Genomic DNA, 17,039 nt, shown 5'->3' with positions numbered 1-17,039 from the left:
AGATGAGCGTTCCCTTTCCGCCGATGCAGCGGCCGCTGGTCGCAATCCTGCGCGGTATCAAGCCTGAGGAGACCGAAGCGATCGTCGGCATCTTGGTCGAGGCCGGCATGACCGCGATCGAGATCCCCCTGAATTCACCCGATCCATTCCGCTCGATCGCGCTTGCCGTGAAGCTCGCGCCACCAGGCGTGTTGATTGGCGCCGGCACGGTGCTGACGACGGCAGATGTCGATCGTCTCAACGATGTCGGCGGCAGGCTGATGGTCTCGCCCAATGTCGACACCGAAGTGCTGGCGCGCGCGCATCAGCATCGCATGGTGACCATGCCCGGCGTGTTCTCGCCGACCGAGGCGCTGCTGGCGGTGCGCGCGGGCGCGTCGAGCCTGAAATTCTTTCCGGCGAGCGTGCTCGGCGCTGCCGGCATCGCCGCGATCCGTGCCGTGCTGCCGGCAGGCGTGATGATCGCCGCCGTCGGCGGCGTCTCCGACCAGAATTTTGCCGAGTACATCAAGGGCGGGGTGACCGCCTTCGGGCTCGGCTCCAGCCTCTACAAGCCAGGCATGACGGCAACAGATGTCGCAGCCCGCGCAGAGGTGACAATTGCCGCTTACGATCGGGCAATTGAGAAAGATTGAGCCGACAATAAACTAGCCGTAATCCTGACTTGGTCTATTCTGCCATATGGTGGCGCGATGCCGACATGCGCGCATCGTGTTATGCGACTGGCTGAATCAGGAGACCGACATGGCGATCAACAACGTGGCCGATCTGTTCGTGGCAACGCTCGAACAGGCCGGGGTCAAGCGCATCTACGGCATCGTCGGCGACAGCCTGAACGCGCTCACCGAGGCGCTGCGCCGCCGCGGCACGATCGAATGGATTCATGTCCGGCACGAGGAGGTCGCGGCCTTCGCGGCGGCCGGCGAAGCCGAGATGACCGGGAGCCTCGCGGTCTGCGCGGGCTCCTGCGGCCCCGGCAATCTGCATCTGATCAACGGCCTGTTCGACGCGCATCGCAGCCGCGTTCCCGTGCTGGCGATCGCGGCGCAGATCCCGACCGCCGAGATCGGCGGGGGCTATTTCCAGGAGACGCATCCGCAAAACCTGTTCCGCGAATGCAGCCATTATTGCGAGCTGGTGTCGGACCCGAGCCAGCTGCCTTTCGTGCTGGAGAATGCAATTCGCGCGGCGGTCGGCTTGCGCGGCGTTGCCGTCGTCGCGATGCCCGGCGATGTCGCGTTCCGGAGTCCTCCGAAGCGCGCGCTGTCGACGACGCGTGGCCTTGCACTGGCTCCGCCGAAGGTCGTGCCGCAAGCGGATGAGCTGCAGGCGCTCGCGGATCTTCTCAACGGCGCCGAGCGCATCACGCTGTTCTGCGGCCGCGGCTGCGCCGGCGCGCATGCGCCTTTGATGCAACTCGCTGAAGCGCTGAAGAGCCCGATCGTGCACGCGCTCGGCGGCAAGGAGCATGTCGAATACGACAACCCCTATGACGTCGGCATGACCGGCTTCATCGGCTTCTCCTCGGGCTACGCCGCGATGCACGCCTGCGATGCACTGGTGATGCTCGGCACCGACTTCCCCTACAAGCAGTTCTTCCCTGATGATGCGAAGGTCGCGCAGATCGACATCCGTCCGGAAAATCTGGGACGGCGCTGCAGGATCGATCTCGGTCTCGTCGGCGACGTCAAGCTCACCATCGAGGCGCTGCTGCCGCTGCTCAAGACGAAGACGCAGCGCAAGCATCTCGACGACGCCGTCGCGCATTACAAGAGAGCCCGCGAGGGCCTCGATTCGCTAGCCAAGGGCACGCCCGGAGCCAAGCCGATCCATCCGCAATATCTCGCCAAGGTCATCAGCGACCATGCCTCCGACGATGCCGTCTTCACCGCCGATGTCGGCACCCCGACGGTGTGGGCGGCGCGCTATCTCGACATGAACGGCCGCCGCCGGCTGATCGGCTCCTTCGTTCACGGCTCGATGGCCAATGCCATGCCGCAGGCGATCGGGGCGCAAGCGGCGCAGCCCGGACGCCAGGTCATCTCGCTCTCCGGCGACGGCGGCTTCACCATGCTGATGGGCGACCTGATCACGCTGACGCAGGAGAAGCTGCCGGTGAAGGTGGTGGTCTTCAACAACGGCGTGCTCGGCTTCGTCGCGCTGGAGATGAAGGCGGCGGGCTTCGTCGACACAAATGTCCACCTGGAGAACCCGGATTTCGCCGCGATGGCGCGCGCGATGGGCATCTTTGCCAAGCGCGTCGAGGATCCCGGCGAGCTTCCGGGCGCGATGAAAGAGATGCTGGCGCACAATGGGCCGGCGCTGCTCGACGTCGTCACCGCCAAGCAGGAGCTGTCGATGCCGCCGACCATCACGGCCGAGCAAATCAAGGGCTTCAGCCTCTGGGTGCTCCGCGCGGTGATGAACGGCCGCGGCGACGAGGTGCTCGACCTCGCGAAGACGAATCTCTTGCCGCGGTGATATCAGCCGGCGCGGTGGTTCACCTCTCCCCTCCGGGGAGAGGTGAAAGTCTGCCAGTGCAGCACGACGCCGATCAGCAGCGCCGGCAGAAAGCCGAGCGCGATCAGGAAATGCGGCAGCTGCTTCGGCGAGATTAAGGCGATCGCGATATCGGAGATCAGCCACAGCGCTGCGAACATCACCGCAAAATCCGTTCGCGGGCACCGCAGGTAATAGAACACGGCGGTGATGACGATGGCCGGGCCGATCGCGATGCCGATCATGATCGCGGTCAGCTCCTTCGGCGTCAGCGTGTCGAGTACCATCGATGCCAGCAGCCAGAGTGCGGCGAACATGGCAACGATGTCGAGCGGATGCCGCAATCCAATTCCTCTGGCGAAAGGCGCGCTATCGTTGGGGCCGGAGCTGCGGCCGTCAAGTCAAAATGGGCTTATTCCTCGTCACTTCCAGGCGTCGGGCGCAGCATGAAGTGACCGAAAGCGGTGGCGATCGGCCTCGTCGCATCGTCCTGCCAGGCCCGCGCCTCGAAGGCGACGATACGTCGGCCCTGCTTCACGATCGAGACGTCGGCAAACGTGTCGAGCGCGCGTCCGGAGCGCAAGTAGTTGACGGTGAGGCCGATCGGCTTGGGCGGTGCGCTAGCGCCGAGCTCCCGCGCCACGCCGATGATGGCGGTGGTCTCGAGGAAGGCGCCCGTCATGCCGCCATGGATCGCCGGCAGGATCGGATTGCCGATGATCTGCGGCGAGAACGGCATCGTCAGCGTGCCGTCATCGTTGACGCGGATGCCGAGCGCGCGCGCGAACGGGCTGCGCGCAAAGGGCCCGTCCGGATCCTCCGGCGCCTCCAGCGTCGGGATGCTGCGCGCATCCATCCGGCGGTCGGCGAGCATGTTGGTGCGGTTGGCGCCGATCATGAAGCAGGCGGTCGCGGTCGCGACCGGATCGTCCTCGGACTCCTGATAGGCGGTGGAGCGCACGAAGGCGATCGAGCGCGTGGTGCGGTAGCAGACCGAATGCGCTTTGATGTCGAGGCCGGGCGTTGCCGGCTTCTGGTAGTCGATGCGCAGATCCAGGGTCGCGATCGCGCGGGTGCCGTCGAGCGCAAGTTGCACCGCCATGCCGCAGCTCTCGTCCAGCATCGCGGTGACGACGCCGCCATGCAGCACGCCGGTCGCGGTGTCGCCGACGAAGACCGGTCGATAGGGCAGGCTGGACCAAGCCTCGCCAGGTGCGAACCGGTCGAGCTGGAGCCCGCTGATATGGCCGTAATCGGAGCGGCGGCCCTTGATGGCCTCGGCGAGTTCCTCGAAGGCAAGCGTGGTCGGCGTGGTGCTCATGGGGACCTTCTAGACCAGTGTCGGGCCTCGCGCAAAATCCCGAATGAGCCCCGCATGGGACGGTTTGGTCTCGACAGGGCGCGCCGAAGCGTCGATGTTGGGCGCTTCGTTCGTCGATGAACTGCAAGGAGCGCCCATGGCCGACCCCGAAACGCCCTCGACCGCCCAGGGGCCCGTCACCATTTCCACCTCCAGCGCCGAGCGGGCGCCGATCATCTATTTCGACGGCGCATCCTGCTTCGGTCACCACAACGGCGCGATCCAGATCGAGCTTGCCGCAAACCTGTTGATGCCGGTCGGCGCTGCCGTCAGGGTCGACGTGGTCCAGACCGCGCATCTGCGTTGCAGTGTCGCCGCAGCACTGGCACTGCGCGAAGCCCTCGAAAAGGCGCTCGCGATGTATCAGCAGGGTCAGAAGCAGCCGGTGGCGGAGGAGATACCGGCGGTCAAGAACTGAGGCTGTTGCGATCGCGTATCGATGCGATCGCACACTTGCTAAAGCGAGATCCATGCCACGGGCTCGCTGCAACCTCTCCCGCTTGCGGGAGAGGTCGCGCCGAAGGCGCGGGTGAGGGCTTTCTCCTCTAGGGGATTGTCCCATCGCGGAAACACCCTCTCCCCAGCCCTCTCCCGCAAGCGGGAGAGGGAGTGCACCTCCGCCGTAGCGATCGAACTGATCTCATCACGCTCTAGTAGCCTACATGCACCTTCGGTTTCTTGCCGCCGTTCCACTTGCCGTCGAGCGCGCGCTCGATCTGGGCGGCGAGCTGCAGCAATAGGCCGTCATTGGCCTGCTTGGCGATCGCCTGGATGCCGAGCGGCAGGCCGTGGTCCTGGCTTGCCATCGGCATCGAAATCGCCGGCATGCCGCAGAGATTGGCGAGCGGCGTGAAGGCGAAGAAGCGCCACAGATTGTCGAACCAGTCGCGCACATCAGGATTGTCCGAGATGGTGAGATATTCCCTGGTGCCGACCTTCGGCGTCGGCAGCGCCGTGATCGGCGTCAGGATCACGTCCCATTGCTCGAAGAAGCTGCCGAAGCCGCGCGAGGTCGTGTTGAACACGGCCTGCATCTTCGCCCGCTCGGCAAAGCTGGTGTGGCGCCCGGCTTCCCAGATGCGGATGTTCATCGGCTCGATCAGATCCTCCGGCGGCTTTTCCAGTCCGCGCGCAGCGAGCATGTTGGAGATCACCACCGCGAAGTTCGAGATGTAGCAGGTGGTCTGCGCCTCGAAGGCGGCCGGGAGGTCGATCTCCGGCAGCGCATAGTCGACGTGATGGCCGAGGCCTTCGAGGAAGCGTCCGGCCTTCTCCAGCTCGGCAGCGAGCTCGGGCGTCGCGGTGTAATTGCCCCATGTGTGCGACAGCGCGATGCGAAGCTTGCCGGGATCGCGCTTGATCATCTCGCAATAAGGCTGCGCCGTGGTCCAGAACGGCATGAACTCGCCGGGCGCAGGCCCGCGCGCATGATCGACGAAGGCGGCAGTGTCGCGCACCGAGCGCGACTGGCAGCCCTGGATCGAGACGAGGCCGGTCAGGTCCGACATGTGCGGCGCGAGCGAGAACACGCCGCGCGAGACCTTCAGGCCGATATTGCCGTTGACGCCGGCGGGAATGCGGATCGAGCCGCCGCCGTCGGTCGCATGCGCGATCGGCACCACGCCCGCGGCCACCATCGCCGCGCTGCCTGCCGATGAGCCGCAGGTGGTGTAGTCCGTATTCCAGGGATTGCGCGTGACGTAGACGGCAGGATTGTCGGCCGACGAGCACACGCCGAATTCTGGCGTCGTGGTGCGACCGATCAGGTTGAGCCCCGCCTGACGGAATTTGCCGGTGAGGAACGTATCGGCGCTCGCGCGATTGCCGCGCATCAGCAGCGATCCCATCTCCTGCAGCCGGCCCTTCATGGTCGGTCCGAGGTCCTTCATCAGGAAGGGCAGGCCGGCGAACGGACCTGCGAGATTGGCGCCGTCCTTGGCGGGATCGGCGATCACGTCCTCGAACAGCTCGACCACGCCGGACAGCGCTGGATTGACCTTGGCAACGCCCGCGGCGGCCTGGCGCGCCAGCTCCTTCGCCGTCAGCTCGCCCTTGCGAACGCGCCCCGCCAGCGCGACGCCATCGTGCTGTGCCCATTCATTCCAGCTCATCGGCAAAGTCATGAAGTCAAATCCCCTTAAGGCCGCGGCGTCACCTTTTTCGCAACGGCCCGCGTGAATCAACCGAGGCGCCACGAGGGGCAGGGTTGCGCCCGGCGGAGAGGTCGGGCTGCCGGCTATCAATCCGACAGTCGTGCGATCGCTGCAACCGGGCCGCCGCCGGCCGGCCCCTGATGCTCGGCGCCGCCGGACACGTAGACCGCGCCGGTGCCGGCAAGGCCCGCGATCAGGCCGCCGACCGCTGCGCGGGCGTGGCGTGTCGAGCTGATGTCAGTGTCTTCAAGCATGGTGTGGCGGAAGCCGCGCACGGTGCCGTCCGGCGAGGCCTCAGCCTTGGCGAAGATGTTGACGAGCGTGCGGCCCGCGGTGGTTTGCGGCGCAGCGCCGAGCCCGACACTGTTCAACGCCGATAGCACCGCCGCGGCGTCGATCGCATCCTCCATCACGGCATGGCCGATCTCGAACTCACTCGCTGAAGATGCCGAGTTGCCGAGCACGATGACGACGTTATGCATCAGCTCGATCCCCGACGAGGTCGAGGCCACCTTGGAGAACAGATCATAGCGCCGCAGCACGTCCTCATCGTCGAGGTCGGAGCCGATCTCGCCGAGCGCGACCGCAACGCCGAGCGCGGACGCGCCGCGCGAATAGGCCATTGAGCTGTAAGCGCTTGTCGTTGCCGTTGTGTTGCCGCGGGCGTTCGCCGCCGCAGCGCGCTCGCTGGTCAGCAGCGGGCACTTGATCTGAACGAAATGAACGTCCGCGGGATCGTTGATGCCGGCATCGGCCATTGCGGACTGCACGGCCTTCGCTGTCTCGGCGATTTGCGCGGCGCGGCCGAGTTCCTCGGGCAAGAAGTCCCGCGTGTGCGCCATGCCGATGCTGAGGCGCTTGCCGGAAAGGCCTGCCGGGCGCTCGGCCTCGCTGCGCGTGAACACCGTGATGTGCGGGCTCAGCACGCCCTCGGTGCCGCCGGACATCACGAAGGCGATACGCTGCTCGACTGCCTCCGCCGACAGGCCAAGCTTGGGTGCCAGCGCCGTACATAGCGCGGCCACCGCGTATTCCCGGGTAAAATCGTTGACGCCGCCGTTACCCTCGGTCTTGCCGAGAACGGCGAGGATCGAGGTGGGATCGATCGCGCCGGAGCCGATCAAGTCCATCAGGCCGGAGACGTCGCCGGGTCCCGTGGTGGCGATCCTGAAGACGCCGACCGATGTGGTACGCATGATTGGTCCTCGTGCGGAGAGTTCATTGGCCCGGCGGGAACAAGCAGGCGCGGAACGCGGGGCCGATGTCAAGTCGCCGCGCCCCCACGAATGTGGCGAGATCGCATCGGTCGGGCAAAAAATCCTCTGTCGACGGTTGCGCACCGCACCTTGATGAATCAACCTTGGTTGGTCCATAAGCGGCGTCCCGCGGCCGGTGGTTCGCCCCTGCGCCCGCGTGCTTGGATTAGAGGGAATCTCGCGTGGCAAACATCAACCAGAAAATTGCGCAGGAGCTTGGGGTTCGCGCCGAGCAGGTCGAGGCGGCGGTGACACTGCTCGACGGCGGCGCCACGGTTCCCTTCATCGCCCGCTACCGCAAGGAAGCGACCGGTGCGCTCGACGACGCGCAATTGCGAACTCTGGAGGAGCGCCTGGTTTACCTGCGCGAGCTCGAGGATCGCCGCAAGGCCATTCTCGAATCGGTCCGCGAGCAGGGCAAGCTCGATGCGGCCCTCGAGGCCTCGATCATGGCCGCTGACAGCAAGGCTCGCCTCGAGGACATCTATCTGCCGTTCAAGCCGAAGCGCCGCACCAAGGCGGAGATCGCCAAGGAAGCCGGCCTTGAGCCGCTCGCCAACCAGCTTATGGCTGAGCCCGGCAATGATCCGAAGGTCGTGGCGGAAGGCTTCATCAACGCCGAGAAGGGCGTCGCTGACGCCGCTGCCGCGCTCGACGGCGCCCGCGCCATCCTGGTCGAGCGCTTCGACGAGGACGCCGATCTGATCGGCGCCCTGCGCGAGGAGATGTGGACCAATGCGCGCATGGCCTCCAAGGTGCGCGACGGCAAGAAGACCGAGGGCGAGAAGTTCGCCGACTATTTCGATTTCTCCGAGCCGCTGACAAAACTGCCCTCGCACCGCATCCTCGCGATGTTCCGCGGCGAGAAAGAAGAAATTCTCGACCTGCAAATTCAGCCCGAGGCCGAGGCGCCGCCGCCGGGCGTGCCGAGCGCCTATGAATTGAAGATCATGAAGCGGTTCGGCATTGCCGATCTCAAGCGTCCCGGCGACCGCTGGCTGATCGATACCGTGCGCTGGGCCTGGCGCACCAAGATCCAGGTGCATCTCAATATCGATCTGCGCATGCGGCTGTGGAATTCGGCCGAGACCGAGGCCGTGCGCGTGTTCGCCTCGAACCTGCGTGACCTCCTGCTGGCCGCGCCCGCCGGCACCCGCGTCACCATGGGGCTCGATCCCGGCTACCGCACCGGCGTGAAGGTCGCCGTCGTCGATGCCACCGGCAAGGTGGTCGACACCACCGCGATCTATCCGCACGAGCCGCAGCGGCAATGGAACGAGTCGCTGGCGACGCTCGGCCGGCTCGCAATCAAGCACCGCGTCGAGCTGATCGCGATCGGCAACGGCACCGCCTCGCGCGAGACCGACAAGCTCGCCACCGAGCTGGTCAAGGGTCTGCCTGAGCTGAAGATGAACAAGATCGTGGTGTCGGAAGCCGGCGCGTCCGTCTATTCGGCCTCGGCCTTCGCCTCGGAGGAGCTGCCCGGCCTCGACGTCACCCTGCGCGGCGCGGTGTCGATCGCGCGGCGCCTGCAGGATCCGCTCGCCGAGCTCGTCAAGATCGAGCCGAAGGCGATCGGCGTCGGCCAGTATCAACACGACCTCGGCCAGGCCAAGCTCGCCAAATCGCTCGACGCCGTGGTGGAGGATTGCGTGAACGCGGTCGGCGTCGACGTCAACACCGCCTCCGCGCCGCTGCTGGCGCGCGTGTCGGGTGTCGGCTCCGGCCTCGCCCAGAGCATCGTGGCGCATCGCGACGCCAATGGTCCGTTCAAGTCGCGCAAGGCGCTCAAGGACGTGCCGCGGCTCGGGCCGAAGGCGTTCGAGCAGTGCGCGGGCTTCCTGCGTATCCTCGGCGGCGAGGATCCGCTCGATGCCTCCGGCGTGCATCCAGAAGCCTATCCCGTGGTGCGCCGGATTCTCGAAGCGACCAGGAGCGACATCAAGGCGCTGATCGGCAACAGCGACGTCGTGCGCACGCTGAAGCCGAAGGATTTCGTCGACGAGACCTTCGGTCTGCCGACCGTCACCGACATCCTTCGCGAGTTGGAAAAGCCCGGTCGCGACCCGCGCCCTGCGTTCAAGGCGGCGGTGTTCAAGGAAGGCGTCGAGGAGATCAAGGATCTCAAGAAGGGCATGATCCTCGAGGGCACCGTGACCAACGTCGCCGCCTTCGGCGCCTTCGTCGACATCGGCGTGCACCAGGATGGCCTCGTGCACATCTCGGCGATGTCGAGGACCTACATCAAGGATCCGCGCGAGGTGGTGAAGCCCGGCGACATTGTCAAGGTGAAGGTGCTGGACTTCGAGGTCGCCCGAAAGCGCATCTCGCTGACGCTTCGCCTCGACGACGAGGTCGGGCCTAAGAAGGAGGCCCCCGGCATGCAGCGCGACAACAATCAGCGCAACGCAAGCCGCATGACGTCGGCGGCGCCGCGCAAGCAGGAATCTTCTGGCGGCGGCGCGCTCGCCGAAGCGCTGCGCCGCGCGGCGGAGAAGAACGGCGGCAAGCGGGTGTAGCGGCTGAGCGGCGCCGTTAGGGCTGTCAAAGCTCGATCACGCCGCGGCGCGCCGCATGCGCCACCGCATCGGTGCGGCCGGTGGCGTCGAGCTTGTCGAGCAACGAGCCGACATGGAATTTCACGGTGTGCACGGAGATGCCGAGCTGCCGTGCGATCATCTTGTTGGAGGCGCCCTCGGCCATCAGCGCGAGCACGTCGAGCTCGCGCTGCGTCAGCGCGATGTCCGCAGGCATGATGCGCGTATCGCGGGCGACGATCGTTGCGGCGGGCTGCTCGCCGGGCGCTGCGAGGCGAAGCCCGGCGACATTGCCGAGCAGGGCCGCGAGGCGATCGGCGAGGGCGGAATCGTCGATCTCAAGCGACAGTACGATCTCGGCCGTCTTGTCCTCGCTCACGCCTCCGGCCTTTCGCCGACCGTGACCTTGAAGCTGACCGGCTCGCCGCCACGGTGCACGGCGAGGTCGACCACCGCGCCGACGCTCGCAGGTCCCAGCGTCCGCGACAGCGCGCGCACGCCCGACAGCTTCTGGCCGTTGACCGCCACGATCACGTCGCCCTGGCGGATGCCGGCCGCGGCCGAAGGTCCGGCCTTGTCGACATTCATCACCATCGCGCCGATACCGTCGTCGAGCCGCACCGGCTGCAGCCCGAGGCCGAGATAACCGCGTGCGATGCGGCCGCGCGCCTCGAGCTGGGGCGCGACACGCTCGATCGTCGCGGTCGGGATCACCAGCACGCGCCGCGGCCCGAGCACGGCCATGCCGAAGGCTTTGCCCGATGCATCGAGCGCGAGGCCGCCCTGCTGGCTGCCGCGCAGGCGGACGTCGAGCTCGATCCGCGCATCGATGTCGCCGCCGCGCAAGGAACGCCAGCTCTTTCCGGACGCCGACACCATCCCGAGCGCCGCGCTTGGTGTCTCCCGGCTGGTCGCGACCACGACCGACAATGCGCCCAGCGGCGGGACGGTTGTGGCGAGCTTGACCGGCGCGGCCGCGGCCTCAGTGCGCAGCAGCGCGATGTCGGTGGTGTGGTCGCGGCCGGCGATCGTGGCAGCGACCCGACTACCGTCGGCGAGGCCGATCTCGACCTCGCCCTCGTCGGCGAGGGCCTCATCGGCGGTGATGATCAGGCCGCTCCTCCAGACGAAGCCGGTCGCGCGAGAGCGATGCGAATGTACGGAGACGACGGACGGCGCGGTGCGCGCCACAATGTCCGCGAGCGCGGAGGACAGTGAGGACAGGGGACTAAGATCAGTCATGGCGGGCTCCCGTAAGTTGTCCTCAATCTGGGATGCCGCGGGCGATTGCGAAACTGGCCGGGTGGCCAGGACCAGGACGGCCTCCGCAAGACCGCGACCGACGAACATGTGATTGGGAGCGCCTCACGGGAACGTGTAGCAATCCCAAAATTGGGCCATTTGGCCTCGAGGATTTCCAGCGAGCCCGACCGATGACCATCGACTTGACCCGCCGCACCCTGCTGCAGCTCGCCGGCGCCACCTCGCTCGCCATGGCCGCCGCAGCCGCGGCCCGTGCCGAGGGCACAGCGCAGGGCGGCGGCCCCACCTTTGCCAGCCGTACGCCGATGCGGGTCGGCATGGTGACGCTGCGGGTGAAGAGCCTCGACAAAGTCGCAGATTATTACCGCGATGTGATCGGGCTCACCGTGATGGAGCGCTCGGCGGCCACAGCCAAGCTCGGCACATCAGGCCTCACGCTGCTGGTGCTGGAGGCCCGTCCCGAAGCCGCGATTGAATCGCGCAGCGCCGCAGGCCTCTACCACACTGCCTTCCTGATGCCGACCCGCAAGGATCTGGCGCGCTGGCTGGTTCATGCCGCCTCGCACCGCGTGCCGTTGTCGGGCTTTGCCGATCATCTCGTCTCCGAATCCGTCTATCTCGACGACCCCGAAGGCAACGGCATCGAGGTCTATGCCGACCGCGACCCCTCGCAATGGCAATGGAGCGAGGGTAGCGTGAAGATGGCGACCGACGAGCTCAACATTCCCGACCTGTTGTCGCTCACCAATACGCGCGTTCCCGATTATGCCAAGGCGCCGGACGGAATGCGCATCGGCCACATGCATCTGCGCGTCGGCGATCTCGCGCAGGCCGAGAGCTTCTATCACGGCACGGTCGGCCTCGACCCGACTCGTCGCCGCAGCGGCGCCGCGTTCCTGGCGTCGGGCCGCTATCACCATCACCTCGGCATGAATGTCTGGCAGAGCCAGGGCGCCGGCCAGCGCGACGAGTCCACGACCGGTCTTGCCTGGTTCTCGCTGGTGATGGCGAAGCCGGAGCTGCTCGCCGCGCAGGAAGAACGGCTGCGCAAAGGCGGTGTGAAGGTCACGGCGCTTGCGGACGGGGTGGAGGCGATCGATCCCTGGGGCACGCGGGTGCGTCTGCTCAGGGTTTGATCGCCGGCGCCGGCATTGGTAATAGCCGTCAGCCGCAAACCAATCGACCGGGATCCGCGCCGCATGTCCGAATTCCACGGTGTCTTTCCGTATCTCGTCTCGCCCATCGATGCCGACGGCACGGTGCGAACCAACGTGCTGGCAAAACTCTGCGACGACCTGATCGGCGCCGGCGTGCACGGGCTGACGCCGTTGGGCTCGACCGGCGAATTCGCTTACCTAAACGCCGCGCAACGTACGGCGGTCGTGCAGATCACGATTGAGGCCGCGCAGGGCCGCGTGCCTGTTATCGCCGGCGTCGCCTCGACCGCGACGGCGGATGCGGTGGCGCAGGCGAAAGCCTGCCAGAAGTGTGGGGCCGACGGCATCCTTGCGATTTTGGAGGCGTATTTCCCGCTGGCCGATGCGCAGGTCGAATCCTATTTCCGCGCCATTGCCGATGCCGTCGACATTCCCGTCGTCATCTACACCAATCCGCAATTCCAGCGCTCCGATCTCACGCTCGACGTCATCGCGCGCCTCGCCGAGCATCCGCGCATCGGCTACATCAAGGATGCCTCGACCAACACCGGTCGGCTGCTATCGATCATGAACCGCTGCGGGGACTCCTTGCGCGTGTTCTCCGCCTCCGCCCACATTCCGGCGGCGGTGATGCTGATCGGCGGCCGCGGCTGGATGGCGGGACCTGCCTGCATCATCCCGCGCCAGAGCGTGATGCTCTACGATCTATGCACGGCCGGCCGCTGGGACGAGGCCATGGCGCTGCAGCGGCGGCTGTGGCGGATCAACGAAGCCTTCGCCCGTTTCAATCTCGCGGCGTGCATCAAGGCCGGCCTTGCGATCCAGGGCTATGACGTCGGCGGCCCCGTCCCGCCGCAGGCGCCACTGACGGCGGATGCGCGCAAAATCGTGGAAACGGCGCTGCGCGAGCTGGAATAGCTCGCCACGCGGCAATATGCCCCGGCATCCGTGCCGGGCGCAAAATGGTCCATACCTGACCGAGAAACTTCCGCGCGTTTGCGACGTTGCTGCGTAAGCGAGATCCTGCCAGTTCATGCATGTGCATCTCACAGCCCGCATTCAGCACAAGACACGGTGATCACCCAATGAATCGTCGCTATGCGATTGCCGCGGCAGCCTTCGCCGCCCTGCTGGTCGCGGTCACGGCCGCGAAGATCCTGCATGTCCCCGTCTCGTATGTCCCATGGGCCGCGCCCTCCGCACGTGCCGTCGAGCAGCGCGGGCCGCTGTGGGACGGCGAGAAGGCGACCATCGACATCTTCGAGCGCGTATCGCCGTCGGTCGTTCAGGTTGCGGCCAAGTCGGCGGCAAGTCCCCTCATGGGCGAGGAGAGCCAGGCCGGCGGCGGTGCTTCCGGCACGGGATTTGTCTGGGACCGCGACGGCCACCTGGTGACGAACAATCATGTTGTCGCCAATGGCGGCGAGATCGCCGTGCGCTTTGCCTCGGGTGAGGTGGCCCAGGTCGACCTGGTCGGCACGGCGCCCAATTACGATCTCGCGGTGTTGCGCATCCGCAGCGTGCGCCAGCTTCCAGCGCCGATCGCTCTCGGCAGTTCGAGCGACCTGAAAGTCGGACAATCCGCCTTCGCGATCGGCAATCCCTTCGGGCTGGATCAGTCGATGACCTCTGGCATCATCAGCGCGCTCAAGCGCCGGCTCCCGACCCATGGCGGCCGGGAGATCGCCAACGTCATCCAGACCGATGCTGCGATCAACCCCGGCAATTCGGGCGGGCCGCTGCTGGATTCCGCCGGCCGGCTGATCGGCGTCACCACAGCCATCATCTCGCCGTCCGGCTCGAACGCCGGCATCGGCTTCGCGGTCCCGGTCGACGTCGTGAACCGGATCGTCCCTGAGCTGATCCGCAACGGCCGCGTGCCGACGCCGGGCATCGGCATCGTGGCCGCCCGCGAGGATGTTTCGACCCGGCTTGCTGTCGAAGGGGTGATCGTGGTGCGGACGGCCCCCGGCAGTCCTGCCGAGCGGGCGGGGATTCGCGGTGTCAACTTTTCCACGGGAGCGGTCGGAGACATCATCACCGCGGTGGAAGGCAAGCCGGTGCGGCGCCTTGCCGACCTGACCGATGCGCTCGAGCAGGCCGGGGCCGGAAAGACCGTTCGGCTCACGGTCAAGCGCGGCTCGGACACCCGTGACGTGAATGTGAGCATTGTCGATATCGACAGGTCCTAGCCGCCCAATCCGCGCCTGCAAGGGGCCCTGACGCGCATTGCAGATGCGCCGGGGCTCGGTTGTCTGGCGCGCAAAATCGGTTAAAACCGCCGCCGTCGTTTTTCCCGATCTCGAGGATACAGCGGAATGAACATTCTTCCCGGCAATTTGCGTTTCGGAGCGGGGCAGCCCGTCAAGCGTTTGGAAGACCAGAGGCTGCTCACCGGGAAGGGACAGTTCATCGACGACAAGCCGGAGGACGGCGCGCTGTGGTTGCACGTGCTGCGCTCGCCGCACGCCCACGCCAAGATCGTCTCGATCGACACCAGCGCCGCGGCTTCGATGCCGGGCGTTGCCGCGATCTACACCGGCGCGGACTTGGTCAAGGACGACATCGGCACCATCCCGACGCTGAACATCTTCAAGCGCCCGGACGGCAAGCCGATGACCGTGCCGCCGCGCCGGCTGCTCGCCCACGAGGTCGTCCGCTACGCCGGCGAGGCCGTGGCCGCGGTGGTGGCGTCATCGCGCGTGGAGGCGCAGAGCGCGGCCGAGGCGATCGCGGTCGAATACGATGTGCAGCCCGCGGTGGTCGATCCCGTCGAGGCGGTGAAATCAGGTGCGCCCGTGGTGTGGCCGGAGGCGCCCGACAACATCGTCGGCGCCATGAGCTACGGCGATGCCGCTAAGGTCGACGAGGCCTTTGCCAAGGCCGCGCACACCGTCGAGCTCGATATCGTCAGCCAGCGTCTCGTTCCGTCCGCGATGGAGCCGCGCTCGACCATTGCCGAGATCGACAAGAAGTCCGGCCGTCTCCTGCTGCACGTGCAGTCGCAGACGCCGGCCTCGACCCGCGACGTGCTGGCGGAAGCCGTGCTCAAGCGTCCCAAGGACAGTGTCCGCGTGCTGGTCGGCGACATCGGCGGCGGCTTCGGCCAGAAGACCAATCTCTATCCCGAGGACGGCATCGTCGCCTATGCCGCGACCAAGCTGAACAAGAAGATCCGCTGGCGCGGCGACCGCACCGACGAGTTCGTCGGCGGCACCCACGGCCGCGATCTCACGTCCAAGGCGTCCTTCGCGCTGGATGAGAAGGGCAAGGTGCTGGCCTATCGCGTCAAGTCGATCGGCTGCACCGGGGCCTATTCCTCGGGCGCGGCCAACATCATCCCGCTGGTGCTCGGGCCGTTCGTACAGACCGGTGTCTACGACCTGCCGCTGGTGCACTTCGAGGTGCAGTCGGTGATGACCCACACCGCGCCGGTCGGGGCCTATCGTGGCGCCGGCCGCCCTGAGGCGGTGTTCATCGTCGAGCGCCTGTTCGACGCCGCTGCGCGAAAAATCGGCATGGATCCGCGCGCGATCCGCAAGGCCAACTACATCAAGCCGGCGCAGCTGCCCTACACCAATGCGGCCGGCCAGGTCTACGATTCCGGCGCCTTCGCGCACATGCTCGACCGCGCCGTGAAGCTCGCTGACTGGGACGGCTTTGCCGCGCGCAAGAAGGCCGCGAAGAAGAAGGGCCTGCTCTACGGCCGCGGACTCACCTCCTACATCGAGTGGACCGGCGGCCGCGCCCACACCGAGAAGGTCACGCTGCAAGCGACCTCGCAAGGCCGCGTTGTGCTGCATTCCGGCACCATGGCGATGGGGCAGGGGCTGCAGACCACCTACACCCAGATGATCTCCGACACGCTCGGCATTGCCATGGACAAGATCGACGTGGTGCAGGGCGACACCGATCTTGCCATGGGCTTCGGCAGCGTCGGCTCGCGGTCGCTGTTCGTCGGTGGCACGGCGGTCGCGGTCTCCTCCAACGATCTGATCCAGAAGGCGCGCGAGAAAGCAGCGAACGTGCTGGAGACTTCGGTCGAGGATATCGAATATCAGGGCGGCATGCTCACCGTGGTCGGCACCGACCGCCGCATCAGCCTGTTCGATCTCGCCGAGAAGGAGAGCGGCGCCAGGCTCAGCGTCGATTCCGAAGGCGAGGTCGATGGTCCCAGCTGGCCGAACGGCACGCATATCTGCGAGGTCGAGATCGACCCCGAGACCGGCGTCTCCAAGGTCGTGCGCTACACCACGGTCGACGACGTCGGCGTCGCCGTGAACCCGATGCTGGTCACCGGCCAGATCCATGGCGGCGTCGCGCAAGGCATCGGCCAGGCGCTGTATGAAGGCGTGTCGTATGATGCCGACGGCCAGCTGCTGACGGCGAGCTACCAGGATTACTGCATCCCGCGCGCGGACGACGTGCCGCCGATCGTAGTGACGCTGGATGATTCCGCGCCCTGCCGCACCAATCCGCTCGGCGCCAAGGGCTGCGGCGAATCCGGCGCCATCGGCGGCCCGCCCTGCGTCACCAACGGCGTGATGGACGCGCTCGCCGAGCTCGGCATCACCCAGCTGAACACGCCCCTGACGCCGCAGAAGGTGTGGCAGGCGATCCGGGACGCGAAGGCGGCGGGCTAGGTGCGCTAGCTGTTGCGCAGGCTATTGCACCAAACTCAGCTCGTCGTCCCGGGGCGCGCAAAGCGCGAGCCCGGGACCCGTAACCACAGGGAGTGGTTTGGCGAAGACTCGGAGTGACCAGCTCGCCCCATAACCTCTCCCTGGGGTTATGGGTCCCCGCCTTCGCGGGGA

General features: G+C 66.6%; 14 protein-coding genes. 8 read left to right on the top strand and 6 right to left on the bottom strand.

Annotated features, from left to right (window positions below; genetic code table 11):
* The first annotated feature begins 2 nt into the window (after positions 1–2).
* Together I6F36_RS31005 and poxB are read left to right on the top strand one after the other, a co-directional pair.
* Complete coding sequence (locus I6F36_RS31005; protein WP_225172822.1) at positions 3–635, top strand: 2-dehydro-3-deoxy-6-phosphogalactonate aldolase; 633 nt, start codon at positions 3–5, stop codon at positions 633–635.
* A gap of 109 nt (positions 636–744) precedes the next feature.
* A complete protein-coding gene (poxB, locus tag I6F36_RS31000) occupies positions 745–2,481 on the top strand; it encodes a ubiquinone-dependent pyruvate dehydrogenase (protein WP_225172821.1) in 1,737 nt (578 codons plus the stop codon).
* A gap of 2 nt (positions 2,482–2,483) precedes the next feature.
* Here poxB and I6F36_RS30995 read toward each other — a convergent pair whose 3' ends face one another.
* Together I6F36_RS30995 and I6F36_RS30990 are read right to left on the bottom strand one after the other, a co-directional pair.
* A complete protein-coding gene (locus I6F36_RS30995; protein WP_036036192.1) occupies positions 2,484–2,843 on the bottom strand; it encodes a hypothetical protein in 360 nt (119 codons plus the stop codon).
* Positions 2,844–2,911: 68 nt separating this feature from the next.
* The gene (locus I6F36_RS30990; protein WP_225126717.1) at positions 2,912–3,820 is read right to left on the bottom strand and encodes a PaaI family thioesterase; all 909 of its coding nucleotides are present in this window, start codon (positions 3,818–3,820) and stop codon (positions 2,912–2,914) included.
* Between the two features lie 136 nt (positions 3,821–3,956).
* Between I6F36_RS30990 and I6F36_RS30985 the strand changes: the two genes are divergently transcribed.
* On the top strand, positions 3,957–4,277 hold the full coding sequence (locus I6F36_RS30985; RefSeq protein ID WP_036009675.1) for a hypothetical protein: 321 nt from the start codon (positions 3,957–3,959) through the stop codon (positions 4,275–4,277).
* 232 nt (positions 4,278–4,509) lie between these two features.
* Here the strand turns inward: I6F36_RS30985 and I6F36_RS30980 are convergent, their stop codons facing one another.
* Together I6F36_RS30980 and I6F36_RS30975 are read right to left on the bottom strand one after the other, a co-directional pair.
* Positions 4,510–5,982: an amidase gene (locus tag I6F36_RS30980; protein ID WP_225126715.1), complete on the bottom strand. Its 1,473-nt coding sequence runs from the start codon at positions 5,980–5,982 to the stop codon at positions 4,510–4,512.
* A 116-nt stretch (positions 5,983–6,098) separates the two neighbouring features.
* On the bottom strand, positions 6,099–7,208 hold the full coding sequence (locus I6F36_RS30975) for a ring-opening amidohydrolase (protein WP_225142143.1): 1,110 nt from the start codon (positions 7,206–7,208) through the stop codon (positions 6,099–6,101).
* 242 nt (positions 7,209–7,450) lie between these two features.
* Here I6F36_RS30975 and I6F36_RS30970 point away from each other — a divergent pair, with 242 nt between their 5' ends.
* Positions 7,451–9,787 (top strand): Tex family protein, encoded by a 2,337-nt coding sequence (locus I6F36_RS30970; RefSeq protein WP_225172820.1) that lies wholly within the window; start codon positions 7,451–7,453, stop codon positions 9,785–9,787.
* Between the two features lie 25 nt (positions 9,788–9,812).
* Here the strand turns inward: I6F36_RS30970 and I6F36_RS30965 are convergent, their stop codons facing one another.
* Positions 9,813–10,184: a response regulator transcription factor gene (locus I6F36_RS30965; RefSeq protein ID WP_057027757.1), complete on the bottom strand. Its 372-nt coding sequence runs from the start codon at positions 10,182–10,184 to the stop codon at positions 9,813–9,815.
* A complete protein-coding gene (locus I6F36_RS30960) occupies positions 10,181–11,047 on the bottom strand; it encodes a S1C family serine protease (protein ID WP_225172819.1) in 867 nt (288 codons plus the stop codon). The genes I6F36_RS30965 and I6F36_RS30960 overlap by 4 nt, the downstream gene beginning before the upstream one ends.
* Before the next feature lie 191 nt (positions 11,048–11,238).
* Between I6F36_RS30960 and I6F36_RS30955 the strand changes: the two genes are divergently transcribed.
* From I6F36_RS30955 to I6F36_RS30940, 4 genes are all read left to right on the top strand, one after another.
* A complete protein-coding gene (locus I6F36_RS30955) occupies positions 11,239–12,204 on the top strand; it encodes a VOC family protein (RefSeq protein ID WP_036009665.1) in 966 nt (321 codons plus the stop codon).
* Positions 12,205–12,267: 63 nt separating this feature from the next.
* Positions 12,268–13,143 (top strand): dihydrodipicolinate synthase family protein, encoded by an 876-nt coding sequence (locus tag I6F36_RS30950; RefSeq protein WP_225172818.1) that lies wholly within the window; start codon positions 12,268–12,270, stop codon positions 13,141–13,143.
* Between the two features lie 167 nt (positions 13,144–13,310).
* Entirely contained in the window at positions 13,311–14,417 is a 1,107-nt protein-coding gene (locus I6F36_RS30945; protein ID WP_225172817.1) for a S1C family serine protease, read from the top strand.
* 126 nt (positions 14,418–14,543) lie between these two features.
* Positions 14,544–16,868 carry a xanthine dehydrogenase family protein molybdopterin-binding subunit gene (locus I6F36_RS30940; protein ID WP_225172816.1) on the top strand — a complete coding sequence of 775 codons (2,325 nt, stop codon included), beginning with the start codon at positions 14,544–14,546 and terminating at the stop codon, positions 16,866–16,868.
* Positions 16,869–17,039 lie beyond the last annotated feature (171 nt).

The organism is Bradyrhizobium sp. BRP19 (assembly GCF_020194195.1).
Classification (GTDB): domain Bacteria; phylum Pseudomonadota; class Alphaproteobacteria; order Rhizobiales; family Xanthobacteraceae; genus Bradyrhizobium; species Bradyrhizobium yuanmingense.
This window is presented reverse-complemented; position numbering and strand designations above follow the sequence as displayed.